The following is a 24,376-nucleotide window of genomic DNA, read 5'->3' on the forward strand; positions in this document are numbered from 1 at the left end:
GCTAGTCGTCCGCCGCGGCGGGCGGCGATAAGCGCGCCAGGCGGCTGTAGAGCGTGGTGCGATTGACGCCCAGCAGGCGCGCGGCCTTGCTGAGGTTGCCCTCGCCGAGACGCAAGGCCGCCTCGATGTACTGGCGCTCGAGCGCCGCCAGCTCGTCGTCGAGGCGGAAACCGGGCTGGCGCAGACGTTGTTCCGGCGCCCAGCCGGCGCCGGCCCGCGGCGACGGCGCGGCGTCGAAATCGAGCTCCAGCTCCGGGCGCAATTGCGCCGCCGTCACGCACTGGCCGGGATAGCGCGCGCCGAGGCGGATGACGATATTGCGCAGCTCGCGCACGTTGCCGGGAAAGGCGTAGGCGGCCAGCAAGTCGGCGGCCGCCGACTCCAGCGTGAAAGGCTTGATGCTGGCCGCGTACTGGCGCTGGAAGGCGTCGAGCAGCAGCCGCCAGTCGTCGCCGCGACTGCGCAGCGGCGGCACGCTGATGGTCAGCACGCGCAGGCGATGGAAAAGATCCTGGCGAAACTGCCCGCTGCGCGCCAGCTCGCGCAGCTCGCGGTTGGTGGCGGCGACGATACGCGCATTGGAGCGTCGGGCCTCGGTTTCACCGAGCCGGTAGTACTCGCCGTTCTCCAGCACGCGCAGGAACTTGGCCTGCAGGTCGAGCGGCATCTCGCCCACTTCGTCGAGAAACAGCGTGCCGTCACTGGCTTCTTCGAAGAACCCGGCGCGCGCCTTGTCGGCGCCGGTATAGGCGCCGCGCGCGTGGCCGAACAGCTGCGCTTCGAGCAGGTCAGGACTGAAGGCCGCGCAGTTCATGGTCAGCAAGGGCCCGCGTCGGCGCCCGCTGGCGGCGTGCAGGGCCTGCGCCACCAGTTCCTTGCCGCTGCCGGACTCGCCTTCCACCAGCACCGGGAACGGCGTGTCGGCGAATTGCTCGATGAGGGCACGCAGGGTGGTCATGACCGGGCTCGCGCCCAGCAGCAGCTCGCCGGCGCCGGCGCCGACCTGCGCGGACGGCGGCAGGCGCTCGGCATCGAGCAGCAGCAGCTGGTGCTCGAGGCGCGCGCGCAGCAGCGCCGGTTCGCAGGGTTTGGGCACGAAATCCACCGCGCCCAGGGTCAGGGCGTGCTGGATGTTGCGCCGCTCGTCCTGGCCGGACAGCACCAGCACTTTCATGGCCGGGTTGAACGCGAACAGCTCGCCGATCAGGGCAAAGCCTTCGTCCGGCCCGTGGGGCTCGGGCGGCAGTCCGAGGTCCACCAACGCGAGTTCGGGCGCCGGGCCCGGTTTGCGCAGCAGCTCGCGCGCTTCGGCGCGGCTCGCCGCGCTGACGATGTCGAAGTCATCGCCGAGCACGAAGCCCAGCGCATCGACGATCAGCTCGTCGTCATCGACCAGCAGCAGCACGGGGCGCCGGGGTGCTGGCGAGTTCAAGTTCAGGCGCTCACGCGCGACCGCGTCCGCGGATGGCGAGGTGGCTGCAGATGGCGCTCGCCGCTTCGTGCTGGTTCATGGTGTAGAAATGCAGGCCCGGCGCGCCGCCTGCCAGCAGCCGCTCGCACAGGCGCGTCACCACCTCGATGCCGAAATCGGCGATGGCGCCGTGATCGTCGCCGAATTCCTGCAGGTGCTTGACCATCCAGCGCGGCAGCTCGGCGCCGCACATCTCGGAAAAACGCCTCAAGTTGGAAAAATTGGTGATCGGCATGATGCCCGGCACTACGGGCACGTCGACGCCGCGCTTGTGCACTTCGTCGAGAAAGCGGAAATAGGCGTCGGAGTTGTAGAAATACTGGGTGATGGCGCCGTTGGCGCCGGCCGCGACCTTGCGCTGGAAGTTGTCGATATCGGCACTGGCGCTGGCCGCCTGCGGGTGGATCTCGGGATAGGCCGCGACCTCGATGCGGAAATGCTGGCCGGTCTCGCGGCGGATGAACTCGACCAGCTCGTTGGCATGGCGCAACTCGCCAAAGCCGCTGGTGCCGGACGGCATGTCGCCGCGCAGCGCCACCAGGTGACGAATGCCGGACTCCTTGTAGCGCGCCAGCACCGCGCGGATGTCGGCCAGGCCGAAGCCGATGCAGGACAGGTGCGGCGCGGTCTCGATGCCGGTGTCCTCGCGCAGTTCCAGCACCGTCTCCAGGGTCAGGTCGCGGGTCGTGCCGCCGGCGCCGAAAGTCACGGAAAAGAATTCAGGGGCGAGTTCCATGAGCTTGCGCCGCGTGGTGGCGAGGCGCGCCACGCCTTCCGGCGTACGCGGCGGAAAGAATTCAAAGGACAGGCCTACGGAACGCGCGCTGGAGCTGGTCATGGTATTCAGGTTCACACGGCGAGGGCGGCGCGCCAATGGCGCTGTCCCCAGGGTTGTCGACACTGCCGGCGATTATCCCTGACGCACCGGCATTCTCATAACAAACCGACCTGCTTCACAGCCACCGAGGTAGCGCAATGCAGCAGGTCTCTTTAAAATGCGGGCTTCATTTTTTCGGGTCCGACGGACGAGCGCGACGCGCTTGCCGGTCCACCGCACCAGGCGCCGCGGGGCTCCTGCGTTCCTCGGAATGCGCGCGGCCGACCCATTCAATTCACCGGTTCGCGCCCCGCGTGCCGCCCTGTCGTTGGCGCGCCGCCGCGCACCGACGACGAGTCTTGAGGGAATCAGCATGAGCGAACCGCGCCCACAGCGGAGCGACACATCCGCCATTTCAGCGCGGCGTCATCTGGCCAACGCCATCCGCGCCTTGAGCATGGATGCAGTGCAGGCCGCCAATTCCGGCCATCCCGGCGCGCCGATGGGCATGGCCGACATCGCCGAGGTGCTGTGGCGCGACTTCCTGGTGCACAACCCCGCCAACCCGGCGTGGAGCAATCGCGATCGCTTCGTGCTGTCCAATGGCCACGGTTCGATGCTGCTCTACTCCTTGCTGCACCTCGCCGGCTACGACCTCGGCATCGCCGATCTGAAGGCCTTCCGCCAGCTGCATTCGCGCACCCCCGGCCACCCCGAACGCGGCGAAACGCCCGGCGTCGAGACCACCACCGGGCCGCTCGGCCAGGGTATCGCCAACGCCGTCGGCATGGCGCTCGCAGAACGTCACCTGGCGGCGCGCTTCAATCGCCCCGGCCATGACATCGTCGACCATCACACCTACGTGTTCGTCGGCGACGGCTGCCTGATGGAAGGCGTGTCCCATGAAGCCTGCTCGCTGGCCGGCACGCTCGGCCTCGGCAAGCTCATCGTGTGCTACGACGACAACGGCATTTCCATCGACGGCGAAGTGCACGGCTGGTTCACCGACGACACCGCCGGGCGCTTCGAAGCCTATGGCTGGCAGGTGATCCGCGCCGTCGACGGCCACGATGCGGCGGCGGTGAAGGCCGCCATCGAAGCGGCCCGCGCCGACGGCACGCGGCCCAGCCTCATCATCTGCAAGACCGTCATCGGTTTCGGCTCGCCCAACAAGGCCGGCAAGGAAAGCTGCCACGGCGCCGCGCTCGGCGCCGACGAAGTGGCGGCCACCCGCGTCGCGCTCGACTGGCCGCACGCACCGTTCGAGATCCCGCAGGACGTCTACGCAGCGTGGAGCGCGCGCGAGACCGGCGCGGCGCGCGAGCAGGCATGGAACGATCGTTTCAAGGCCTACGCCGCCGCCCATCCGGCGCTGGCCGCCGACTATCAACGCATCATGGCCGGCCGCCTGCCCGACAACTGGCTTGCCGGCGCCGACGCCGCGGTGGCGACCATGGCCGCCACCGACAAGGCCGAAGCCTCGCGCAAATCGTCCGAACGCGCGCTCGATTTATTCGGTGCGCTGGTGCCGGAGCTGGTGGGCGGCTCGGCCGATCTGACCGGTTCCAATCTCACCTTCCACAAGGCCAGCCGCGGCCTCACGCCCGCCAGCATGGACGGCAACTACGTCTATTACGGCGTGCGCGAATTCGCCATGGGCGCGATGATGAACGGCCTCGCGCTGCACGGCGGTGCGATTCCCTACGGCGGCACCTTCCTGGTGTTTTCCGATTACGCGCGCAACGCGGTGCGCATGGCCGCGCTCATGAAGCTGCGCACCGTCTATGTCTTCACCCACGACTCCATCGGTCTTGGTGAAGACGGCCCGACCCATCAGCCCATCGAGCATGCCAACAGCCTGCGCCTCATTCCGAATCTCGACGTGTGGCGCCCGTGCGACGCAGCCGAGACCGCGGTCGCCTGGCGCGTGGCGCTGGAACGCGACAATGGCCCGAGCGCGCTGCTCTTGAGCCGTCAGAACCTGCCGCAGCAGCCGCGCAGCGCCCAGCAGCTGGCCGACGTCGCGCGTGGTGGTTACGTGCTGATGGACAGCGACAAGCCCGCCACCGCGGTGGTCATCGCCACCGGCTCGGAAATCGGCCTCGCCCGCGAAGTGGTGGCCACGCTCAACGCCGAAGGCCATGCCGTGCGCCTGGTATCCATGCCCTGCGCCGAAGCTTTCGCGCGCCAGGATGCCGCCTGGCGCGACAGCGTGTTGCCGCCTGGCCTGCGCAAGCGCATCGCCATCGAAGCCGGCAGCACCGACTTCTGGTATCGCCATGTCGGTCTCGACGGCGCGGTCATCGGACTCGACAGCTTCGGCGCCTCGGCGCCGGCCGGCGCGCTGTTCGAGCAGTTCGGCTTGACCGCGGCCCACGCCACCGCCACCGCGCGCCGCGTACTTGGCGCCTGAGTGATCGGGCGCAGGTCGATTCATACGGGTTCGCGTTAATAGTAATCAACAGTAATTCATCGCCCACATGACGGAGCTTCAATCATGACCATACGAGTCGGTATCAATGGCTATGGCCGCATCGGCCGCAACGTGCTGCGCGCCCTGTTCGAGGCGGAGCGCACCGGCGAAATCGAAATCGTCGCAGTGAACGATCTCGGCGACGCGGAAACCAACGCCCACCTGACCCGTTACGACTCCGCCCATGGCAAGTTCCCGGGCAAGGTCGAAGTGAAGGACGGCAACATGGTCGTCAACGGCAAGACCATCAAGGTCTTCTCCGAGCGCGACCCGTCCAAGCTGCCGTGGGGCGATCTCGGTGTCGACGTGGTGCACGAGTGCACGGGTCTTTTCACCAGCAAGGACAAGGCCGGCCAGCATCTGAAGGGCGGCGCCAAGCAGGTCCTGATCTCGGCGCCGGGTGGCAACGATGTCGACGCCACCATCGTCTACGGCGTCAATCACGGCGTGCTGAAGGCGACGGACACGGTGGTCTCGAATGCGTCCTGCACCACCAACTGCCTGGCGCCGCTGGTCAAGCCGCTGCACGAGAAAATTGGTCTCGTGGCCGGCATCATGACCACCATCCATGCCTACACCAACGACCAGGTGCTGACCGACGTCTACCACAGCGATCTGCGCCGCGCGCGTTCGGCCACGCAGTCCATGATCCCGACCAAGACCGGCGCCGCCGCCGCGGTCGGCCTGGTGCTGCCGGAACTGAACGGCAAGCTCGACGGCTACGCGGTGCGCGTGCCGACCATCAACGTCTCGCTGGTCGATCTGACCTTCCAGGCCGCGCGTGAGACCAGCACCAAGGAAGTCATCGAAGTGGTGCGCGCCGCCTCGGAAAGCGGCCCCTTGAAGGGCATCCTGTGCGTCAACGACGAACCCTTGGTGTCCATCGACTTCAATCACAACCCGGCTTCGTCGATCTTCGAATCGTCGAACACCAAGGTCGTGAACGGCACCATGGTCAAGGTGCTGTCGTGGTACGACAACGAGTGGGGTTTCTCCAACCGCATGCTCGACACCACCATTGCGATGGTCAAGGCGCGAGGCTAAGACCATGCTGAAGATGAGCGCACTCGATCTCAAGGGCAAGCGCGTGTTGATCCGCGAGGATTTCAACGTGCCCTTGAAGAACGGCAAGATCACCGACGACACCCGACTGCGCGCCGCGCTGCCGACCTTGAAGCTGGCGCTGGACGCCGGCGCGGCGGTGCTGGTGATGTCGCATCTCGGACGTCCCAAGGAAGGCAAGTTCGAGGCCGAAGCCTCGCTCGAGCCGGTGGTCGCTGCGCTGTCTTCTCTACTTGGCGTACCGGTGGCCTTCGCGTCGGACTGGATAGACGGCGTGGACCTCGCGCCCGGCACCATTACGCTTGGTGAAAACACCCGCTTCCTGGTCGGCGAGAACGCCAACGACGACGCGCTCGCCAAGCGCATGGCGGCGCTGTGCGACGTGTTCGTCAACGATGCATTCGCCACCGCCCACCGCGCCCAGGCTTCGACCCACGCGGTCGCCAAGTTCGCGCCGGTCGCCTGCGGCGGCCCGCTGTTGATGGCCGAAGTCGAGGCGCTGCACCAAGCGCTGAAAGCGCCGGCGCGGCCCTTGGTCGCGATCGTCGGCGGTTCCAAGGTCTCGACCAAGCTCGACCTGTTGGAATCCCTGGTCAGCAAGGTCGATCAGCTGGTGGTCGGCGGCGGCATCGCCAACACCTTCCTGGCCGCGGCCGGCAAGGAAGTCGGCAAGTCGCTGTGCGAGCGCGACATGCTGGACATCGCCAAGCGCCTGCTGGCGGGCGACGCGCATATCCCGATCCCGGTCGACGTGGTGTGCGGCAAGGAGTTTGCCGAGACGACGCCGGCCACCACCAAGAGCGCCGATGCGGTGACGGCCGACGACATGATCATGGATCTCGGCCCCAAGAGCCTCGACGCGCTGTGCGCCGAGATCGAAAAAGCCGGCACCATCGTCTGGAACGGGCCCTTGGGCGTGTTCGAGTTCGACAGCTTCGCGGCCGGCACCGAGCGGCTCGCCAAGGCCATCGCGGCATCCAAGGCGTTCTCGATAGCCGGCGGTGGCGACACGCTCGCGGCCATCGCCAAGTTCGGCATCGCCAAGGATGTCTCCTACATCTCCACCGCCGGTGGCGCGTTCCTGGAGTTCCTCGAGGGCAAGACCTTGCCCGCCATCGAGATCCTGGAACAACGCGCGGCGCAGGGATGATCCCCGCCGGCCACGGCATTCTCATTTCCGGCAGCGGCCGGCTCCCGACATGAGGCGCACGAAAATCGTTGCGACCCTGGGGCCGGCCACCGACCAGGGCGACATGCTGGCGCGCCTCATCGAGGCGGGCCTGGATGCGGCGCGACTCAATTACTCCCACGGCGAAGTCGCCGATCATGCGCGCCGCGCACAGGCGGTGCGCGAAGCCGCGGCCGCCGCCGGCCGCGAAGTCGGCCTCATCGCCGATCTGCAAGGCCCCAAGATTCGCCTCGAATGTTTTCGTGACGGTCCTGTCACGCTCGCCGAAGGCGCGCGTTTCGTCATCGATGCCGAACTCGGCGACCACGACGGCACGCAGCGCGAAGTCGGCGTCACCTACAAGGCCCTGCCCGGCGACGTGCATGCCGGCGACACCCTGCTGGTCGACGACGGCCGCATCGTGCTGAAAGTCGAACGCGTGCACGGCGCGCGCATCGATACTACCGTGCAGATCGGCGGGCCGCTCAGCAATCACAAGGGCATCAACCGCCAGGGCGGCGGCTTGTCGGCGCCGGCCCTGACGCACAAGGATCGCGAAGACCTGCTGCACGCCCTTGCGCACGGCGCCGATTACATCGCGGTGTCGTTTCCGCGCACCGCCGAGGACATCGAAAGCGCGCGCCACTTGATCAAGGCCGCCGGCGGCCGCGCCGGCATCATCGCCAAGATGGAGCGCGCCGAAGCGCTCGTGCATGCCGAGGAGATCATCGCGGCCAGCGACTCGATCATGATCGCGCGCGGCGATCTCGGCGTCGAAATCGGCGATGCGCGCCTGCCGCCCGCGCAGAAAATGCTGGTGGCGATGGCACGCCGCCAGTTCCGTACCGTCATCACCGCCACGCAGATGATGGAATCGATGATCGAGCACCCGCTGCCGACCCGCGCCGAGGTGTTCGACGTCGCCAACGCCGTGCTCGACGGCACCGACGCGGTGATGCTGTCGGGCGAGACCAGCGTCGGCGCCTATCCCGACAAGGCCGTCGCGGCCATGTCGCGCATCTGCCAGGGCGCCGAACAGGAATGGAGCAATCCGCCGTCGTCGACCCTGCCCGACACCGCCTTCGAGCGGGTCGACCAGGCGATCGCGATGTCGGCCATCTATTGCGGCAACCGCATGGGCGTGAAAGCCATCGCGGCGCTGACCGAATCCGGCGCGACGCCGCTGTGGATGTCACGCGTCAATACCGCCATCCCGATCTTCGCACTGGCCCGCCATGCCACGACCCTGCGCCGCGTGACGCTGTATCGCGACGTGGTGCCGGTCGAGTTCGATTTCAATTCGGTGCCCTACGACGGCGTCACGCAGGAAGTGCTGCGGGTCTTGAAGGCGCGCGGCGCGGTCGCCGACGGCGACCGTGTCATCATCACCAAAGGTGATCTGCATGGCTATTCCGGCAGCACCAACGGCCTCAAAATCGTCACCGTCGGCGAGGTGGTGGCGCCGGCCGGATGAGATGCCCGTCGCGGCGCCGCGCTGGTGCCACCATGGCCGGCTTCCTATAATCCGGGTAACCCCTTTTGAACCAGGCTTGGGCCGTGTGCGAACGCCGCGCCCACCCACATTGACCTTTCGGCGAGGACGACCATGAGCACAATCGAACAGCAGAAGACCAAGTTCCAGACCCAGGCCGGCTTCATCGCCGCGCTCGACCAGAGCGGCGGCAGCACGCCCAAGGCGCTCAAGCTCTATGGCATCGGCGAAGGGGAATACTCGGGCGAGACGCAGATGATGGATCTCATCCATGCCATGCGTACCCGCATCATCACCAGCCCCTCCTTCAACGGCGATCGCATCCTGGCCGCCATCCTGTTCGAAGCGACCATGGACCGTGACATCAAGGGCACGCCGACCGCCGACTTCCTGTGGAACGTCAAGCGCGTGGTGCCGATTCTCAAAATCGACAAGGGCCTGGAAGACGAAGCCAACGGCGTGCAGCTCATGAAGCCCATGCCGACCCTCGACGCGTTGCTCGCCAAGGCCAAGTCCAAGGGCATCTTCGGCACCAAGGAACGTTCGGTCATCAAGCAGGCCAACGCCGCCGGCATCCAGGCGGTGGTCGACCAGCAGCTGGCGGTCGCCAAGCAGGTCATCGCCGCCGGCCTCGTGCCCATCGTCGAGCCGGAAGTCGACATCCACTGCCCGGACAAGGCCCAGGCCGAAGCGATTTTGAAAGACGCGCTCAAGAAAGGCCTGGATGCCTTCCCGGCCGGTCAGCTGGTGATGCTGAAGCTCACCCTGCCGGAAGTCGACGACCTCTATGCCGACTTCGTGTCGCACAAGAACGTCTTGAAAGTGGTGGCGCTGTCGGGCGGCTATTCACGTGAAGACGCCAACAAGAAGCTCGCGCGTCAGCACGGCATGGTGGCGAGCTTCTCACGCGCGCTGACCGAAGGCCTGACCGCGCAGCAGAGCGATGCGGAATTCGACAAGGCCATGGACGCCGCCATCCAGAGCATTTATCTCGCGTCGAAGACCTGAGATTGATGACGGCTTTGTAGGTGCGAATTTATTCGCACATTCGAAGGCGCGGCGCCGCGCCATGAATGTGCGATTTAAATCGCACCTACAGAAAATGCAGCGCCAGCCACACCGCCTGCGCTGAGCGCGCGACTCGATGCTTCACATGGGCGGGAATGAGCAGCGCCTCGCCCGCCGACATCTCGACCACGCCCTCCTCGAATTCCAAGGCCGCGCTGCCGGCCAGCAATATCGCCCACTCGTCCTCCGCCTGGTCATACCAGAAACCTGGCGTCGCATGACTGCCGGACAAGGATGGGTGCGAGGCGGAAGCGGAGCCGCTGGCCAAGGACCTGTTCGGCGGGATCGGCTCGGCACTCAGGGAAGCATCGCCGCGACCTCAGAGACTGCCGCCGAACGGATCTCAGGCTGAACTGCCGGGCGCGATTCAGCCGGAGGCGCTTTCCGGGCAAGTCGGTGCGAATTCATTCGGGGGGCGCCGCAAAGCACGAAATCGAACAGCCTGTTACGCCGTCAGCCGCGTCAGCGCCTCGCGATACTTGGCCGCGGTCTTCTCGGCGATCTCGGCCGGCAGCTTGGGCGCCGGCGCCTGCTTGTTCCAGTCGAGGGTCTCGAGGTAATCACGCACGAACTGCTTGTCGAAGCTCGGCGGGCTGACACCCACCTGGTATTCGTCGGCCGGCCAGAAGCGCGAGGAATCGGGCGTCAGCACTTCGTCGATCAACACCAGTTCGTCGTTGGCGTCGAGGCCGAACTCGAACTTGGTATCGGCGATGATGATGCCCTTGGTGCGAGCGTAGTCCGCGGCGGCCTGGTAGATCTTCAAGCTCACGTCGCGCACCTGCTCGGCGCGCGCGCGACCCAGGAGCTCGCAGGTGCGTTCGAAGTCGATGTTCTCGTCGTGCTCGCCGATCTCGGCCTTGGTCGAGGGCGTGAACAGGGCCTCGGGCAATTGCTGCGCCTGTTGCAGCCCGGCCGGCAGTTGGATGCCGCACACGCGGCCGGTCTTCTGATAATCCTTCCAGCCCGAGCCGATGATGTAACCGCGCACGATGGCTTCGACCGGCAGCGGTCTCAACTTGTCGACGACGATGGCGCGGCCTTCGACGCTGGCGCGCTCGGCGGCGTCGGGCAACACTTCGGCCAGCGTCAGCTTCGACAGGTGGTTGCGTATCACGCTTGCGACACGCGCGAACCAGAAATTCGACAGGGCGGTCAGCACCGCGCCCTTGCCCGGGATCGGATCGGACAAGATGACATCGAAGGCCGAGATGCGATCGGTGGTGACGATCAACAGGTGCTTGTCATCGACCTCGTAGATGTCGCGCACCTTGCCGCGCTGGATGAGCGGCAGGCTGGTGAGATGGGATTCGTAGAGGGCCGCGGTCATCGTACGTGCCTGCCGTGAAGGAAAGGGGCGCGTATTCTGCCCAATGCCCTGCCGAAAGGCCACCGCGCGGACGGTGGGGCTATTGCCTCAGGCGCGCGGCATGACCATGCGCGGCACGTCGCCGGCCGTGCCCATGGCGCGCGCGATGAGCCAGTGCTTGAGCGGCGCGAGTCGCTGCGTGGCGTTCATGCCGGCGCCGCGCGCCTGGCAGAGCAGGTTCTCGTTGCGCTGAAACAGCCGGTGCAGTCCGTCGGTGACGGCGGTCATGGCCAGGGTCTCGCTCTTGCGCCAACGCTCGAAGCGGCGCAGGGCGCTGGCCGATGGCGCGGCGCCGACAGTGGCCGGCCCCAGGCATTCGACCAGCGCGGCGACATCCATCAGCCCCATGTTCAAGCCCTGCCCAGCCAGCGGGTGCATGAGATGGGCGGCATCGCCCAGCAACACGCAGTGGCCGTCGACCATGCGCGCGGCCTGGGCGCGCGCCAGCGGAAACGCGGCGCGCGCGCTCAAATACGTGACGCCGCCGAGGCAATCCTCGAAGGCCTCGCGCAGCGCGCCGATGAAATGCGCGTCTTCGCAGGCCATCAGTTCGGCCGCGCGTTCGTCGTTGCACGACCACACGATGGAGCATTCGCGCTGCGCGGCGAGCGGCAGCGCGGCTATCGGCCCGCTGTCCAGGAAGCGCTGACGGGCAACGTGGCCGTGGCCGCGCGCGAACGCGACATTGGCCAGGATCGCGCTCTGCCGGTAGGGCACCTTGGAATGTTCGATACCGGCCGCCTTGCGCACCGCCGAGTTGGCGCCGTCGGCGCCGATCAATAGCCGGGCGCGCAGGCGCGTGCCATCGTCGAGATTGAGCAGCACCGGCGTGCCGGGCTCGAAGCCGTTCAAGGCGCGCGGCTGGAGGCTGACGCCCGGGCGTGTGGCGAGGCTGGAGGCCAGCGCCGCGACCAGGTTCTGCTGTTCGAGGATGTAACCCATGGCGCCGCGATGGCCGGGCGGCGGCAGGAAATCGAGATGACCGCTGGAGCCGGCATCCCACACCTCCATCGCGTCGAAGTATCCGACGCGCGCATGGTCCAGCGGCGCCCAGGCGCGCGCCGCTTCCAGGATGCGGCGCACGGCGGGCGTCAGCGCATAGGTCCGAAGACCGATTTCACCGCTGGGCGGCGCGCGATCGAGGCGCGGTTCGAGCAGGCACACGCTGTAGCCCGCATCGTTCAGGAGCGCGGCGGCGGTGAGTCCCACCACGCCGCCGCCAGCAATCACGATATCGAAAATCATGCGCGCACCGCGGCGGTGCTGCGCGCCAATGCGGCGAGACCGCTCGCTTCGTGAATGAAACGTTGCTTGGCGCTCGGGCACAGGTCGGCGAGCGTCATGACCAGGCGTCGCGCGGCGCTGACCGGTACCAGGCGCGAGCGAAAGCCTTGCGCCAGGAGGTCACTGAAACCGACGGTGGCGCGATGGTCCGGCGCGCGCGCGTCGGCGTAGCGCTGCAACGCGGCCGCGAGTCCGGCGTCGCCGGCGGCGCCGAGCAGGGTCGCCAGCGTCGCCACGTCGCGCAGACCAAGGTTCAAACCCTGGGCGGCGTTGGGATGCATGGTGTTGGCGGCATTGCCCAGCAACACCAGGCGCGCATCGGTGACGCGCCGCGCGCGTTGTCGCGCCAGCGCGTGGGCGCGGCGCGCACCGAGCACGGTGATGGCGCCCAACCGAGCGCCGAAACGGCGCGCGAGTTCGGCGCCGTAGGCCGCGTCGTCGAGCTGCAGCGCGGCCAGCGCGCGGCTCTCGTGCAGGCACTGCACGCTCACGTAGCGCGCACCGCCGCAGGGGATCATGGCGAGCGGTCCTTCGCGGGTGAAATGTTCGAAGGCGGTATGGGCTTGCGGGCGCGACACCTCGACGCGCGCAATCAGCGCGTGCTGCCCGTAGTCGTAACCGTCGGTCGGGATGCCGGCCGCCACGCGCACCGGCGAGGCGTTGCCGTCGGCGCCGATCAACAGCGCCGCGCGCAGCAAGCGGGAGGTGTCGCCCTGGGTGATTTCCACCTCGACCGCGGCGTCGTCGACACGATGGCCGACATAACGGCAATCCCAGCACGCGTCCTCGCCCAGGGCGGTCGTCATGGCCACGCGCAATTCATGCAGCAGGATATCGGCCGGACAGGCCCAGCCCATGGCGTCCAGTCCGCCCGCCTCGGCATCCAGCGCCAGCGCGCCCGGGCCGCCGCGATCGCTGACGCGGATATGCCGGATGGCGGTGGCATGCGGCGCAAGGCGCGGCCACACCTCGAGTTCGGTCAGGATCTCGACCGAGGCCGCCGACAGCACCAGGGCGCGCGCGTCGCCGTCCGGCGCGCGGGGCGCCGGGCCCTGCTCGAGCAACAGCACCCGTCGGCCGGCGCGGCGCAAGGCCAGCGCGGCACTGCTGCCGACCAGGCCGGCGCCAACCACGATGGCGTCGTAATCAGACTGCACTGCGCTCGCGCATCGCCGCTTCCACCGCTTCCACCGATTTCGGCGCCTCTATGGTCAGGATCTCGTGACCGGTCTCGGTCACCAGCACATCGTCCTCGATGCGCACACCGATATTCCACCACTGCTTGCCGAGATCCTTGAGCGTCGCGGCGAGGTACAGACCGGGTTCCACGGTGGTGACCATGCCCGGTTCGAACACCCGCCACTCGTCGTGCAGCTTGTAGTCGCCGACGTCGTGGACATCCATGCCCAGCCAGTGCCCGGTCTTGTGCATGTAGTAGGGCTTGTAGGCTTCCTCGTCGATGAGCTTGCGCAATCGCCCTTTCAAGATGCCGATGTCGATGAGGCCACGGGTGATGACTTCGATGGCGGCTTCGTGGGGCTCGTTCCAGGTGTTGCCCGGCCGCACTTCGGCGATCGCGGCGAGCTGCGCTTCGAGCACCAGCTCGTAGATCTGACGCTGCTCGGTGGTGTATTCGCCGCTCACCGGGAAAGTGCGCGTGATGTCGCTGGCGTAGCTGTCGTACTCGGCGCCGGCGTCGATGAGCACCAGGTCGCCGTCCTTCAGGACGTCGCTGTTCTCGGTGTAATGCAGGATGCAGGAGTTGGCGCCGCCGCCGACGATGGACGGGTAGGCCGGCGAACGTGCGCCCTGCTGCATGAAGCTGTGCAAGAGCTCCGCTTCGATTTGATACTCGCGCATGCCGGGCTTGCACACCGCCATCGCGCGCCGATGGGCGGCGGCCGCGATGCTCGCCGCGCGCCGCATGGCCTTCAATTCCTGGCTGCTCTTGAACAGCCGCATCTCGTGCACGACATGGCCGAGCGACACGAACTGGTCGGGCGCATGGATGCCGGCGCGGCCCTTGCTGGTGACGCGGTTCAACCAGCTCACCAGGCGCTGATCGAATTCCGCGTAGCGGCCCATGGTGAAATAGATGCGTTCCTTGTTCTCGATGAGCCCCGGCAGGATGTCGTCGAGATCGGTGATCGGGAACGCGTCATCCGCGCCGTACAGCTCGCAGGCGCCCTCCAGGCCGGCGCGACGGCCATGCCAGGATTCGGCTTCGTCATCACGTTCGCGACAGAACAGGATGCACTCGCCCTGCGGCCGGTCGGGCACCAGCACCAGCACCGCCTCGGGCTCGGGGAAGCCGGTCAGGTAATAGAAGTCGCTATCGGGACGGAAGGGATAGTAGACGTCGCGATTGCGGATCCGCTCCGGCGCGGTCGGCTGGATGACGATACCGCCATGGCCCGCGATATCCATCAGTCGCTTGCGGCGGCGTGCGAATTCTCTCTTCTCCATGCGACCTCGGCCAGTTCGGAAAGGGGTGACGACGCGCGCCAGCGGCGGCGGCGCGTCAGTGCAGGGTGACGTTCTGCGGGTCGTCGTCTTCGCCCGCCCCCGCGCCGAGCTCGGCGCGCACCAGCATCACACCCATGCGCGTGAACTCGGTCAGTTCGACCAGCGCGCGCTCGTCGTCCTCGTCGCCGTCGGCATCCATCGCCAGCGAAGTGAAGCGCGACAGGTCGGCAAGGAATTCCCGCGCATCTTCGCCCAGCGCCTCCAGTGAGGCAATCCCCGACAGGCCGAGGCCCGACAGGAAACCACGACACCAGTCGGCGAAACCCGCTGCCCGCAGGCTGAGCAGCGCGCTGTCGTCGGGCAGCAGCAATTCGAGTTCGTAGTCCTCGGCGTTCATGGCGCTGAAGGTCTCGCGCACCAGCGCATCGAGCGCCGCGCGCGCTTCGCCGCTTGCGAACAACTCGCGTTGGCCGCCGCTGACGTGGTCCAGCCACAGGCCGGGCTCGAAGCTGCGCGGTCCACTCAGCATGCCGCACAGCATGCCGTGGCATTCGGCGGCGCCGATGTCACACTGCACCGACTTCAAGGCGCGTGTGACGCGTTCGAAAAGTTCGCCGTTCATGGCGCTGTCGGCCGACGCGTACGCGCGTGCGCGGCGAAGCGGATTGGCGTACTCATATTAAATGTCTCCGAAGCGCCGCGCGCCGGGCAGCGGATTATCCCATGGCCAGGCGTTGCGCAGAAAGCGCATGACGCCAACCACCACGCAGGGCGCGCGGTGCGCTGTTGACCGTTCGCGGCCCACGGCTCTATATTGGCCTCGCATTCCATCCGCCCCGGTGAGCACGCGTTGACGTCATGACAGCAGGCAGTAAAGACCGCTTGGAACTCGCTGCGCTCGAGTCGCGGGTAGATGAGCTCATCAAGGCCGTCGAAAGCCTGGCCACCGAGAACGAAGCCCTGCGCTCGCAGCAGGCCTCGCTGACCACCGAACGTGCGGCCCTGATCGAGAAAACGGAACAGGCGCGCTCGCGCGTCGAAGCCATGATTGCCCGCTTGAAGGCGATGGAGACCCGTTCATGAGCAGCGACAGTGAAGTCAAACCGATCACGGTGACGATTTTCGACAAGGATTACGTCGTCGGCTGCAAGGAAAACGAGCGCGAGGCGCTGTTCGCCTCGGTGCAGTTCCTGAACAAGAAAATGGTCGAGCAGCGCGACAACGGCAAGGTCATAGGCGCGGAGCGTATCGCGGTCATGTCGGCGCTGAACATCGCCCACGAGTACCTCGAGTACCGCCGCAACAACGAATCCATCGTGTCCGACGTCGGCGCCAGCGTGACGCGCATGCAGGGCAAGATCTCGCAGGTGCTGTCACGCGGACTCGGCATGTCATTCAAGGCATCCGGCCACTGATTTCCGCCGGCGGACCGGCCGAGGTTAAAGGTCCGCATCGATTTGACGATTTAAAGCTTGGTGTTCTCTGCTGTGTGCGTCAAAGACCTGAGATCTTTGAGCCTATTATTCTTACCTCAGGGACAGATCAATCGGTGATGTTGTGCATGTCCGCATTTCAGCGGAAAGCCTGATTCATCATGAGACGTCCCGTCTTGAACCCTTGGTTCAAGATTACGGTCGAGACGGCACGGTGGAGAACACCTCTTAATTTTCCTCCGCCTCCCATGCCGCGCCGCCCGCCGCGCTGACCAGCCTCCACGCCCGCTGGCCGTGGGCCGCGCGGACACGCCCGCGTCCCGGGCGCGCCGTCATGCTCAATTTTCAGCCCGGGCGGCCGCTAGACCGCGCAATGGAATCCCTGTCGAACTCCAAGGCCGTCCTCACCATCCTCGCTTTTGGCCTGGCGGTGATGGCGGTCGTGCGCTGGCAGGAGCAAAGCGCGCTGGACGCCGCGCGCACCAGCTACCGCACCGAATCCCGCGAGCGGGCACGGGATGTCGCCACCGCGGTCGAGAACAATTTCAGCGCCGTTTATTCCGGCCTGCGCACCATGGCGCGGCTGCCGAGCGTGCGCGCCATCGATCGCCACGGGCGCAATTTCTCCGCCGATGCCCGCACCACGGTGCAGGAGCTGTACAACAACCTTGCCACGCAGGTCTCGATGTCCGAGGTCTACATCGTGCCGCACGATCTCGACCCGGACCGCATCGACGCCGTGACCGGCAGTCTCGAAGCGCCGATAGTCACGTTCGACGAGATGATCGTCGGCCGCCGGGGCGGCGACAGCCCCCATGCCCACGACGAGCTACCGGAGATCGAGATCTTCGAGTACCGACTCATGCGCCAACAGGCCGCGCGTCTCAAGGACGCTTTCAATCACGAATCGGCGGTCAAGGGCCTCACCTACCCGGCCCTCAGCGGACCGGAAGTCTTGACCTGCGACAACACGCGCTATGACCCCATGCATCCCGACGACAAGGATCGCTCGGGGCTGGTGTACTCGGTACCGTTCTACGACCACGACGGCGCGTTCGCCGGGCTGGTGTCCGGCGTGATGCTGACCACGGTGCTCCGCGAACTGCTGCCCGGGGGCTTCTATGCCTTGCACAATGGCGCCAATCACTACGTGGCGCCCTCCCGCCGGAGCGGGCCGTGGCGCACGGCCGGCGACAGCATCGCCGCTGACCGGCCAGCGCCGGATCTCATCTACTCCGACGTGCTCAAGCTCGACATCGTCGACGGCTCGGGCCGTTGGACGCTGTGGGCCGGCCAGCCCGACAGCCTGTTCTGGTCACGCAGTGACGTGCGCGCCGCGCAAACCGTGGCGCATACCGGCTACCTGGTGGCCGCGCTGGTGACCTTGCTGCTGCTCTTGTGGTGGCGCTCGCAGCAGCGCCATCGCCTGCACATCGAGCGCATGAACCAGGGCCTGGAACGCACTGTCGACTCGCGCACCCGCGAATTGCGCGTGGCACTGGTCGCCGCCGAGGACGCGGCGCGCGTGAAGTCACAGTTCCTGGCCAACATGAGCCACGAGATCCGCACGCCCATCAATGGCGTGCTCGGCATGAACGAGATCCTGCTGCGCACGTCCCTCGATGAACACCAGAAACATTGCGCGCAGACCATCCGCGATTCCGGCACGGCGCTGCTCGGCGTGGTCAACGATGTGCTGGACTTTTCCAAGCTTGAAGCGGGCATGCTGGCGCTCGAACAACAGGGTTTCGATCTGCGCGAGCTGGCCGAGGACGTCATCGGTCTCTTGTCCGACAGCGCGCTGGCCAAGGGCGTGACCCTGCACGTGGTGGTGCCGCCGCGGCTGCCGGTCGGGCGGCGCGGTGACGCGGCGCGCATGCGCCAGGTGCTGACCAACCTGGTCGGCAATGCCATCAAGTTCACCAGCCACGGTCGCGTGGTGGTGCGCGTGGAAGAGGATGCGGGCGAAGACCGTGTGCGCGTGTCGGTCACCGACAGCGGCATCGGCATCGCGCCGGAAGATAGAGAAAGAATCTTCGAGGCCTTCGCCCAGGCGGACGGCGGCACGGCGCGCCGCTATGGCGGCACCGGTCTCGGCCTCAGCATTGCAGCGCGGCTGGTGCGCCTGATGGGCGGCGAGATCGGCGTCGACAGTACGCCCGGCAGCGGCTCGACTTTCTGGTTTACCGCGCGGCTGCCGGTGGAATCGGCGATGATGGCCGCCGGCGACGCACTGGGCCTCGCCGTGCTGCTGGTCGACGACAACCCGCTCGACCGTGAGATCGGCGCCAGCTACCTTGCCGCCAGCGGCTGCCAGGTCGAAAGCGTGGCCGATGTCGGCCAGGCCGTGGCCAGCCTTGGCACGCGTCGTTTCGATGCGGTGATTTTCGGTCACTACGGCAGCGCCGACGTCGCCATTGCCGCGCTGACGGAGATCGGCGCGCGCGCGACAGGCGTTGCGCCGCGCAAGATCCTCGCCGCGCCGCTGCGCAACCGTCCCACTCATGGGCAATCGCGCGCCGCCGGCATCGATGGTATCTGGGTCAAACCGCTGCGCCTGCGCGACGTGCGCAACATCCTCGGCAGTGCCGAAAGGCCGTCGACGCGTGGCGATGGCGGCCTCGCGGCCACGAATTTCGATGGCCACGTGCTGGTCGCCGAGGACAACCTCGTCAACCAGGAAGTGGTGCGAGCGCTGCTGGAAATGGCGGGCCTGCGCGTCGACACCGTGCCGGATGGACAGGCGGCGGTCGACGCCTGGGCGGGCGGCGCCTACGACCTCATCCTCATGGATTGCCAGATGCCGGGCATGAGCGGCTACGACGCCACCGGCGCAATTCGCGAGCGCGAACGTCTCGGCAAGCGCGCGCCCACCCCGATCGTGGCCTTGACCGCCAATTCGCTGCACGGCGATCGCGAACGTTGCCTCGATGCCGGCATGGACGACTACCTGGCCAAGCCTTTCACCGACGAACAATTGCGCGGCGTGCTCATGAAGTGGGTGGGAGGCAGGTCAGCGGCAAGCGCGACAAGTGACACCGCCATGCCCGCCGCGCCGACCATCCTCACCCATGGTCCGGCCCGCGATGCTGCGCTACCGGTCGTGCTCGACACCGCCGCCCTGGACGGCATGCGCGTGCGTGAGCGCAATGGTCGCGTCGGCCTGCTGCGACGCGTGGTCGATGGCTACCTGCAGCAATCGGTGGAACACCTCGCAATGTTGAGCGCCGGCTGCGAGAGCGGCGACCGCGAGTCGGTGGCGTTTGCGGTGCATGCCTTGAAGTCGAGCAGCGCCGTCATCGGCGCCGAAAGGCTCGCGGCGCTATGTCGAGGCATCGAGATGGAGGCGCGCGCCGGCTCGCTGACCATGGCGCGTCGCGAATTGACGCAGGTGTTTCGTCTGCACACCGAAGTGTGCGAGCTGCTCAACACCCACTACCGGGCGGATGCGGCATGAGCGCTTGACGCGCCACGCCCACGCTTGGCCATCAGGCGACGGCCGCCGACTTCTCTTCCTTGCAGCGCTGGGTCAGGTAGGCCAGCGCCTCTTCCACCTGGTCAATCAGGATCAGGCACAGGTCGCCCGGCTCCAACTGCGCCAGCGCGGTGTCGATGGCGACGAACTCGCCGTTGATCTCGCTGATGTCACGCGTGCGCGTGGCATTGCCCAGACCTTCGCGCAACAGGGCCAGCACTTCGCCGTCGGCGCGGCCGCGCTGGCAGGCGTCCTGGTAGAGGATGGCGGCATCGAAGGCGTTGCCGAGGATGCGGGTCTGATCGCGGATGTCTTCGTCGCGACGATCGCCCGCGCCGCTGATCACCACCAGGCGACGCTTGGCCGGCATGGCCGTGACCGCCTGCACCAGCGCCACCATCGCATCGGGGTTATGACCATAGTCGGCAATCACGGTCGCGCCGCGGTAGTCCATGAGATTGAAACGTCCCGGCGTGGCGGCAACGCTCGGCACGAACGTCGCGAGGCCGGCGCGGATATGCTGCCAATCGACACCGGCGCCCCAGGCGGCGGCCACCGCCGCCAGCACGTTCTCGACCTGGAAGCCGATGCGCCCACCGAACGTGAGCGGAATGTCGGCGAGCGGCAAGCGGCACAGCTCGCTGCCTTCCACGCAGCTGATGGCGTCGCCATCCACCACCACCACGCGCCGACCCTGGGCTCGGTGCGTGACGCTGATGGGATTGGCCGGATTGCGCGAGAAATAGATCACGCCGCCCGGGCAGGCAACGTTGCAGCGCGCGGCGATGGGGTCGTCGGCGTTCAACACCGCGTAGCCGGTCGGCGCCACGTTCTGCACGATGACGCGTTTCAACACCGCCAGATCCTCGACGGTGGTGATGTAGTTCAGGCCCAGGTGATCGCCGGTGCCGATGTTGGTCACCACCGCCACCTGGCAGCGATCGAAAGCCAGGCCTTCGCGCAGGATGCCGCCACGCGCGGTTTCCAGTACCGCGGCATCGACGTCGGGATGCATGAGCACGCTGCGCGCGCTGCGCGGGCCACTGCAGTCACCGCTGTCAATCTGCGTGCCCTGCACGTACACGCCGTCGGTCAGGGTCATGCCCACGCGCAAACCGGCTTGTTCGAGGATGTGGGCGGTCAAGCGCACGGTGGTGGTCTTGCCATTGGTGCCGGTCACGGCGATGACCGGGATGCGGGCATCGTTACCGTTACCGAACATCTCGGCGATGATGGCCTCGCCGACCTTGCGGCCGGTGCCGTAGGACGGCGACAGGTGCATGCGCAGACCCGGCGCGGCGTTCACTTCGACGATGCCGCCATTCTGCTCTTCGAGCGACTTCAACACGCTCTGACACACCACGTCGACGCCGCAGATGTCGAGACCGACCATCTGCGCCGCCGCCACCGCGCGCGCCGCGAGATCGGGATGCACTTCGTCGGTGACATCGGTGGCGGTGCCGCCGGTCGAGAGGTTGGCGTTGTTGCGCAACACCACGCGCAGGCCCTTGGCCGGGATCGAGGTCGGCGTCAGATCCTGCAGCTCGAGACAGGTGAAGGCGATTTCATCGAAGCGGATCTTGGTCAGCGAGGTGGCGTGGCCCGAGCCGCGGCGCGGATCCCTGTTCACTTCTTCCACCAGCTCCTTGACCGTATGCACGCCGTCGCCGATCACGAACGGCGGGTCGCGGCGCGCGGCGGCGATGAGCTTGTCGCCCACCACCAGGAAACGGTAATCGTGGCCGGGGATGTAACGCTCGACCAACACCTTGGTGCCGGCTTCCATGGCGGCCCGGTAGGCGGCTTCGAGATGCGGCTTGGTCTCGATGTTGACCGTCACGCCGCGGCCCTGGTGGCCGTCCTTGGGCTTGACCACCACCGGCAGTCCCATCGCACAGGCCGCGACCCAGGCATCTTCGGCGCTCGACACTTCGCGACCGTCCGGCACCGGCACGCCGGCGGCCTTCAACAATTGCTTGGTGAGCTGTTTGTCCTGGGCGATGGACTGCGCGATGGCGCTGGTCCGATCGATTTCGGCTGCCTGGATACGGCGTTGACGGCTACCCCAGCCGAACTGTACCAGCGAGCCGCTGGTCAGACGTCGATAGGGAATGCCACGCTCGACCGCCGCGGCGACGATTGAACCGGTGGACGGTCCGAGACGCTCGTCCTCGTCCATCTCCTGCAAACGCGCGACTTCCGATTCGACATCGAAGGGGGCATCGTCGAGCGTTGCCTGCACCAGGCGCTGGGCAATATCGAGCGCCGCGCGGCCAACCGACTCCTCACTGTATTCGACCACCACCTGGAACACGCCGGCGTCGGGCGTGAGCCCGCAACGACTGAAACTCACCGGGCAACCGGCCTGCGCCTGCAAACTCAGCGTGGCAATCTCGATGACGTGGGCCGCCGAGCGCGGTACTCCGCCGTCCGGCACCGGCAACACCTGCAGTTGTGGATAGATGGCGCGAAGATGCTTGATGAAGCCCGGCAAACGTGACAGATCCCGTTCGTCTTCATTGCAGTGAACGATCGCTTCGATGGCCGTGCGGCGGCTCCACAGATTGGGGCCTCGCAGGGCGCGGACGCGTTCGATTTCCATCGGCGGTGATTGCCTCGAAGTGTGCTTCAGTTGGTGGAACGTGTGGCTTCGTCGGCGGCGGTGGTGGCCGCCGGGAAACCGACGATGCCGCTCACGATGAGGCCGACCGGTACGTTCGCCGCCCATGCGCAGGCGGCGGCCGGCAGGCACTCGGGGGCATCGAAAGTGGGCGGGATGGGCAGGCGCTCGGCGTTTGCGCCATGCGCGAATACCAGTTCGTCTTCATCGCGATACACGGCGCGACGGCCTGCGGCCAGCGCCGCGCGCACCGCCGGCGAGTGCGCGTCACGACTATAGAGCAGCACCTCGCCATCGGAAAATTCGGCCAGCGCCAGCACGCCGGCATCGTCGGCGTTCAGCACCGACACGCCCTGCGCCAGCACCACGTCGACGTGGGTGCGCAGCAGCTTGGTCAACTGCTCGCTGTCCTCGACGCCGAAGCGGGCGAGCTTGTCATCCTTTGCCAATGATGTGACCACGGCCACCTGGCAGCGGTCATAGGGCAGGCCCTCGCGCAACAGGCTTTCGGCGGTGGTTTCGATGACCGCGGCGTTCAGCGTGCGATTGACCAGCAAGCGCTGACCGGCGGCCCAGTTGGCGGCATCGTTGTGCTCGACGCGACGCTCACCGAGATACAGGCCATTGCCGCAGGCCACGCCGACGGAAACGCCATGCAGATGCAACAGGAAACCGACCAGGCGCGCGACGGCGGTGGTGTCGCTGCTGCCGCCAATGCCGATCAACGGAATGCGGCCATGGTCATCGCCCGGGAAGAGGTGACGGACGATGGCCTCGCCAGCATGATGGGAACCATTCGGTCCGCGCGGCAGATGGGTTGGCAGCGCCGGCCCGGCGTTGATTTCTATGAGTGCGCCACCCTGCGCGGCCAGCGGTTGCGAGATGTCCCTGGCCACGATGTCGACGCCGGCGATATCCAGCCCCACCACGCGAGCGGCGAGAGTCGCCTGCGCGACGATGCTCGGATGCACTTCGGCCAGCACGTCGACGCCAATCTTGGCGTGGCGTGGCAGCTCGACCACCTGGCCGGTGGCCGGCACGGCCTCGAAGGACAGGCCCTGCCGGCTCAAGGCCAGGCGCACGGTCGGAAAGTCCTCGAAGTCTTCGATGGTGAGCGGCACGGCCGTCGGCTCGGAAGCATCGGCGAGCTGGTTCAATGCCACGTTGAGCAGGTGCTGCAGGGTATCGCGCCCGTTGCCGGTGACGCGGAACATTTCGGCGCGGGTGGCGGCCACGACCTTGTCGCCCACCACCAGCAGGCGGTGCTCCTCGCCCTCGATGTATTTCTCGACGATCACCGTCGAATCGACTTCATTGGCGACGGCGAACGCCGCGCGCACCGCGTCCGCATCGTTCAGATCAAGAAACACCGCCTCGCCGCGGCTCGCTTCACCAGGCTTGATGGCTACCGGGTACCCAAGATCTTCGGCCGCATCGACGGCGGCATCGGCGTTGCGCACGAGATGGCCTTCCGGCACCGGAATGCCGCAGGGCGCGATCAGCTGCTTGGCCAGATCCTTGTCGCTGGCAATCGATTCGGCGATGGCCGAGGTACGGTCGGTCTCGGCGGTCCAGATCCGGCGTTGACGAGTGCCATGGCCGAGGATGACGAGATTGCCCTGGGACAGCGGCACGACCGGGATCTTGGCGTTGACGGCCGCGTCGACGATGCACGCGGTGCTCGGCCCGAAGCCCTTGCGATCGGCCAGCACGCGCAGTTCGCGCAGGGTCTGGGTGACGTCGAAAGGCTTGCCTTCGATGGCGGCAAGTATGAGGTCGCGCGCGCGCAGCAGACAGGTGCGCGTGAGATCTTCCTGCGTGGTGCGCACCACCACGTGATAGATGCCGGTGGTAGCCGTGCTGCGCGCGCGGCCGAAGCCCGCCGGTCTGCCGGCCTGGGTCTGCAATTCGAGCGTCACGTGCTCCAGAATATGCCCGACCCAGGTACCCTCCTCCAGGCGGCGTACGAAGCCGCCCGGCTCTTCATAGCTGCATTCATGCTTGCGCAAGCCCGGCAGCCATTCGACCAGCCGCGGCACGAAGCCGGGCAAGGTGTTGGAAGGGAATTCCTCCAGCGTGCCGATGTCGACCAGCGCCTCCAGGGCGGGGCGGTAGGACCAGCGGTTGGGGCCGCGCAGGAAGACTTGATCGAGAATTCGAATGTCGTGTTGATTCATC

The 24,376-nt window shown here is 66.9% G+C and carries 18 protein-coding genes and 1 other RNA gene; 9 read left to right on the forward strand and 10 right to left on the reverse strand.

Translation table 11 applies throughout. The features are described 5' to 3' along the window. Window position 1 precedes the first annotated feature (1 nt). Together IPM80_13645 and metF are read right to left on the reverse strand one after the other, a co-directional pair. The gene (locus tag IPM80_13645; GenBank protein ID MBK8959437.1) at window positions 2-1,402 is read right to left on the reverse strand and encodes a sigma-54-dependent Fis family transcriptional regulator; all 1,401 of its coding nucleotides are present in this window, start codon (window positions 1,400-1,402) and stop codon (window positions 2-4) included. A 40-nt stretch (window positions 1,403-1,442) separates the two neighbouring features. Continuing rightward, on the reverse strand, window positions 1,443-2,309 hold the full coding sequence (gene metF / locus IPM80_13650; protein MBK8959438.1) for a methylenetetrahydrofolate reductase [NAD(P)H]: 867 nt from the start codon (window positions 2,307-2,309) through the stop codon (window positions 1,443-1,445). A 391-nt stretch (window positions 2,310-2,700) separates the two neighbouring features. Here metF and tkt point away from each other — a divergent pair, with 391 nt between their 5' ends. From tkt to IPM80_13675, 5 genes are all read left to right on the forward strand, one after another. After that, entirely contained in the window at window positions 2,701-4,701 is a 2,001-nt protein-coding gene (gene tkt / locus IPM80_13655; protein MBK8959439.1) for a transketolase, read from the forward strand. An 84-nt stretch (window positions 4,702-4,785) separates the two neighbouring features. Continuing rightward, a complete protein-coding gene (gap, locus tag IPM80_13660) occupies window positions 4,786-5,805 on the forward strand; it encodes a type I glyceraldehyde-3-phosphate dehydrogenase (GenBank protein ID MBK8959440.1) in 1,020 nt (339 codons plus the stop codon). A gap of 4 nt (window positions 5,806-5,809) precedes the next feature. Further along, a complete protein-coding gene (locus IPM80_13665; protein MBK8959441.1) occupies window positions 5,810-6,973 on the forward strand; it encodes a phosphoglycerate kinase in 1,164 nt (387 codons plus the stop codon). Window positions 6,974-7,022: 49 nt separating this feature from the next. Then, on the forward strand, window positions 7,023-8,465 hold the full coding sequence (gene pyk / locus IPM80_13670) for a pyruvate kinase (GenBank protein ID MBK8959442.1): 1,443 nt from the start codon (window positions 7,023-7,025) through the stop codon (window positions 8,463-8,465). Window positions 8,466-8,597: 132 nt separating this feature from the next. Further along, window positions 8,598-9,491, forward strand: a complete 894-nt coding sequence (locus IPM80_13675) for a fructose bisphosphate aldolase (protein ID MBK8959443.1) — start codon at window positions 8,598-8,600, stop codon at window positions 9,489-9,491. An 85-nt stretch (window positions 9,492-9,576) separates the two neighbouring features. Here IPM80_13675 and IPM80_13680 read toward each other — a convergent pair whose 3' ends face one another. From IPM80_13680 to IPM80_13705, 6 genes are all read right to left on the reverse strand, one after another. Beyond that, complete coding sequence (locus IPM80_13680) at window positions 9,577-9,852, reverse strand: cupin domain-containing protein (GenBank protein MBK8959444.1); 276 nt, start codon at window positions 9,850-9,852, stop codon at window positions 9,577-9,579. 144 nt (window positions 9,853-9,996) lie between these two features. Then, window positions 9,997-10,881, reverse strand: a complete 885-nt coding sequence (locus tag IPM80_13685; GenBank protein ID MBK8959445.1) for a phosphoribosylaminoimidazolesuccinocarboxamide synthase — start codon at window positions 10,879-10,881, stop codon at window positions 9,997-9,999. Between the two features lie 87 nt (window positions 10,882-10,968). Beyond that, a complete protein-coding gene (locus IPM80_13690) occupies window positions 10,969-12,165 on the reverse strand; it encodes an FAD-dependent monooxygenase (GenBank protein MBK8959446.1) in 1,197 nt (398 codons plus the stop codon). Beyond that, window positions 12,162-13,361, reverse strand: a complete 1,200-nt coding sequence (locus IPM80_13695) for an FAD-dependent monooxygenase (protein MBK8959447.1) — start codon at window positions 13,359-13,361, stop codon at window positions 12,162-12,164. The genes IPM80_13690 and IPM80_13695 overlap by 4 nt, the downstream gene beginning before the upstream one ends. After that, window positions 13,351-14,670, reverse strand: a complete 1,320-nt coding sequence (pepP, locus tag IPM80_13700) for a Xaa-Pro aminopeptidase (protein ID MBK8959448.1) — start codon at window positions 14,668-14,670, stop codon at window positions 13,351-13,353. Before pepP ends, IPM80_13695 begins: the two co-directional genes overlap by 11 nt. 55 nt (window positions 14,671-14,725) lie before the next feature. Then, window positions 14,726-15,292, reverse strand: a complete 567-nt coding sequence (locus tag IPM80_13705; protein ID MBK8959449.1) for a UPF0149 family protein — start codon at window positions 15,290-15,292, stop codon at window positions 14,726-14,728. 236 nt (window positions 15,293-15,528) lie between these two features. On the opposite strand from IPM80_13705, the gene IPM80_13710 reads away from it, so the two are divergent. The 4 genes from IPM80_13710 to IPM80_13725 all read left to right on the forward strand — a co-directional run bounded on the left by IPM80_13710 (window position 15,529) and on the right by IPM80_13725 (window position 19,560). Next, complete coding sequence (locus IPM80_13710) at window positions 15,529-15,753, forward strand: TIGR02449 family protein (GenBank protein MBK8959450.1); 225 nt, start codon at window positions 15,529-15,531, stop codon at window positions 15,751-15,753. After that, a complete protein-coding gene (locus tag IPM80_13715; protein MBK8959451.1) occupies window positions 15,750-16,085 on the forward strand; it encodes a cell division protein ZapA in 336 nt (111 codons plus the stop codon). Before IPM80_13710 ends, IPM80_13715 begins: the two co-directional genes overlap by 4 nt. A gap of 61 nt (window positions 16,086-16,146) precedes the next feature. Beyond that, a non-coding RNA gene (ssrS, locus tag IPM80_13720) (6S RNA) lies at window positions 16,147-16,328 on the forward strand. Window positions 16,329-16,476: 148 nt separating this feature from the next. Next, entirely contained in the window at window positions 16,477-19,560 is a 3,084-nt protein-coding gene (locus IPM80_13725) for a response regulator (protein ID MBK8959452.1), read from the forward strand. 31 nt (window positions 19,561-19,591) lie between these two features. Here IPM80_13725 and cphA read toward each other — a convergent pair whose 3' ends face one another. Together cphA and IPM80_13735 are read right to left on the reverse strand one after the other, a co-directional pair. Next, window positions 19,592-22,180, reverse strand: a complete 2,589-nt coding sequence (gene cphA / locus IPM80_13730) for a cyanophycin synthetase (GenBank protein MBK8959453.1) — start codon at window positions 22,178-22,180, stop codon at window positions 19,592-19,594. Window positions 22,181-22,206: 26 nt separating this feature from the next. Beyond that, window positions 22,207-24,375 carry an acetate--CoA ligase family protein gene (locus IPM80_13735; protein ID MBK8959454.1) on the reverse strand — a complete coding sequence of 723 codons (2,169 nt, stop codon included), beginning with the start codon at window positions 24,373-24,375 and terminating at the stop codon, window positions 22,207-22,209. Between the last annotated feature and the right edge of the window lies 1 nt (window position 24,376).

The sequence above is a fragment of the Pseudomonadota bacterium genome (assembly GCA_016719885.1).
Classification (GTDB): domain Bacteria; phylum Pseudomonadota; class Gammaproteobacteria.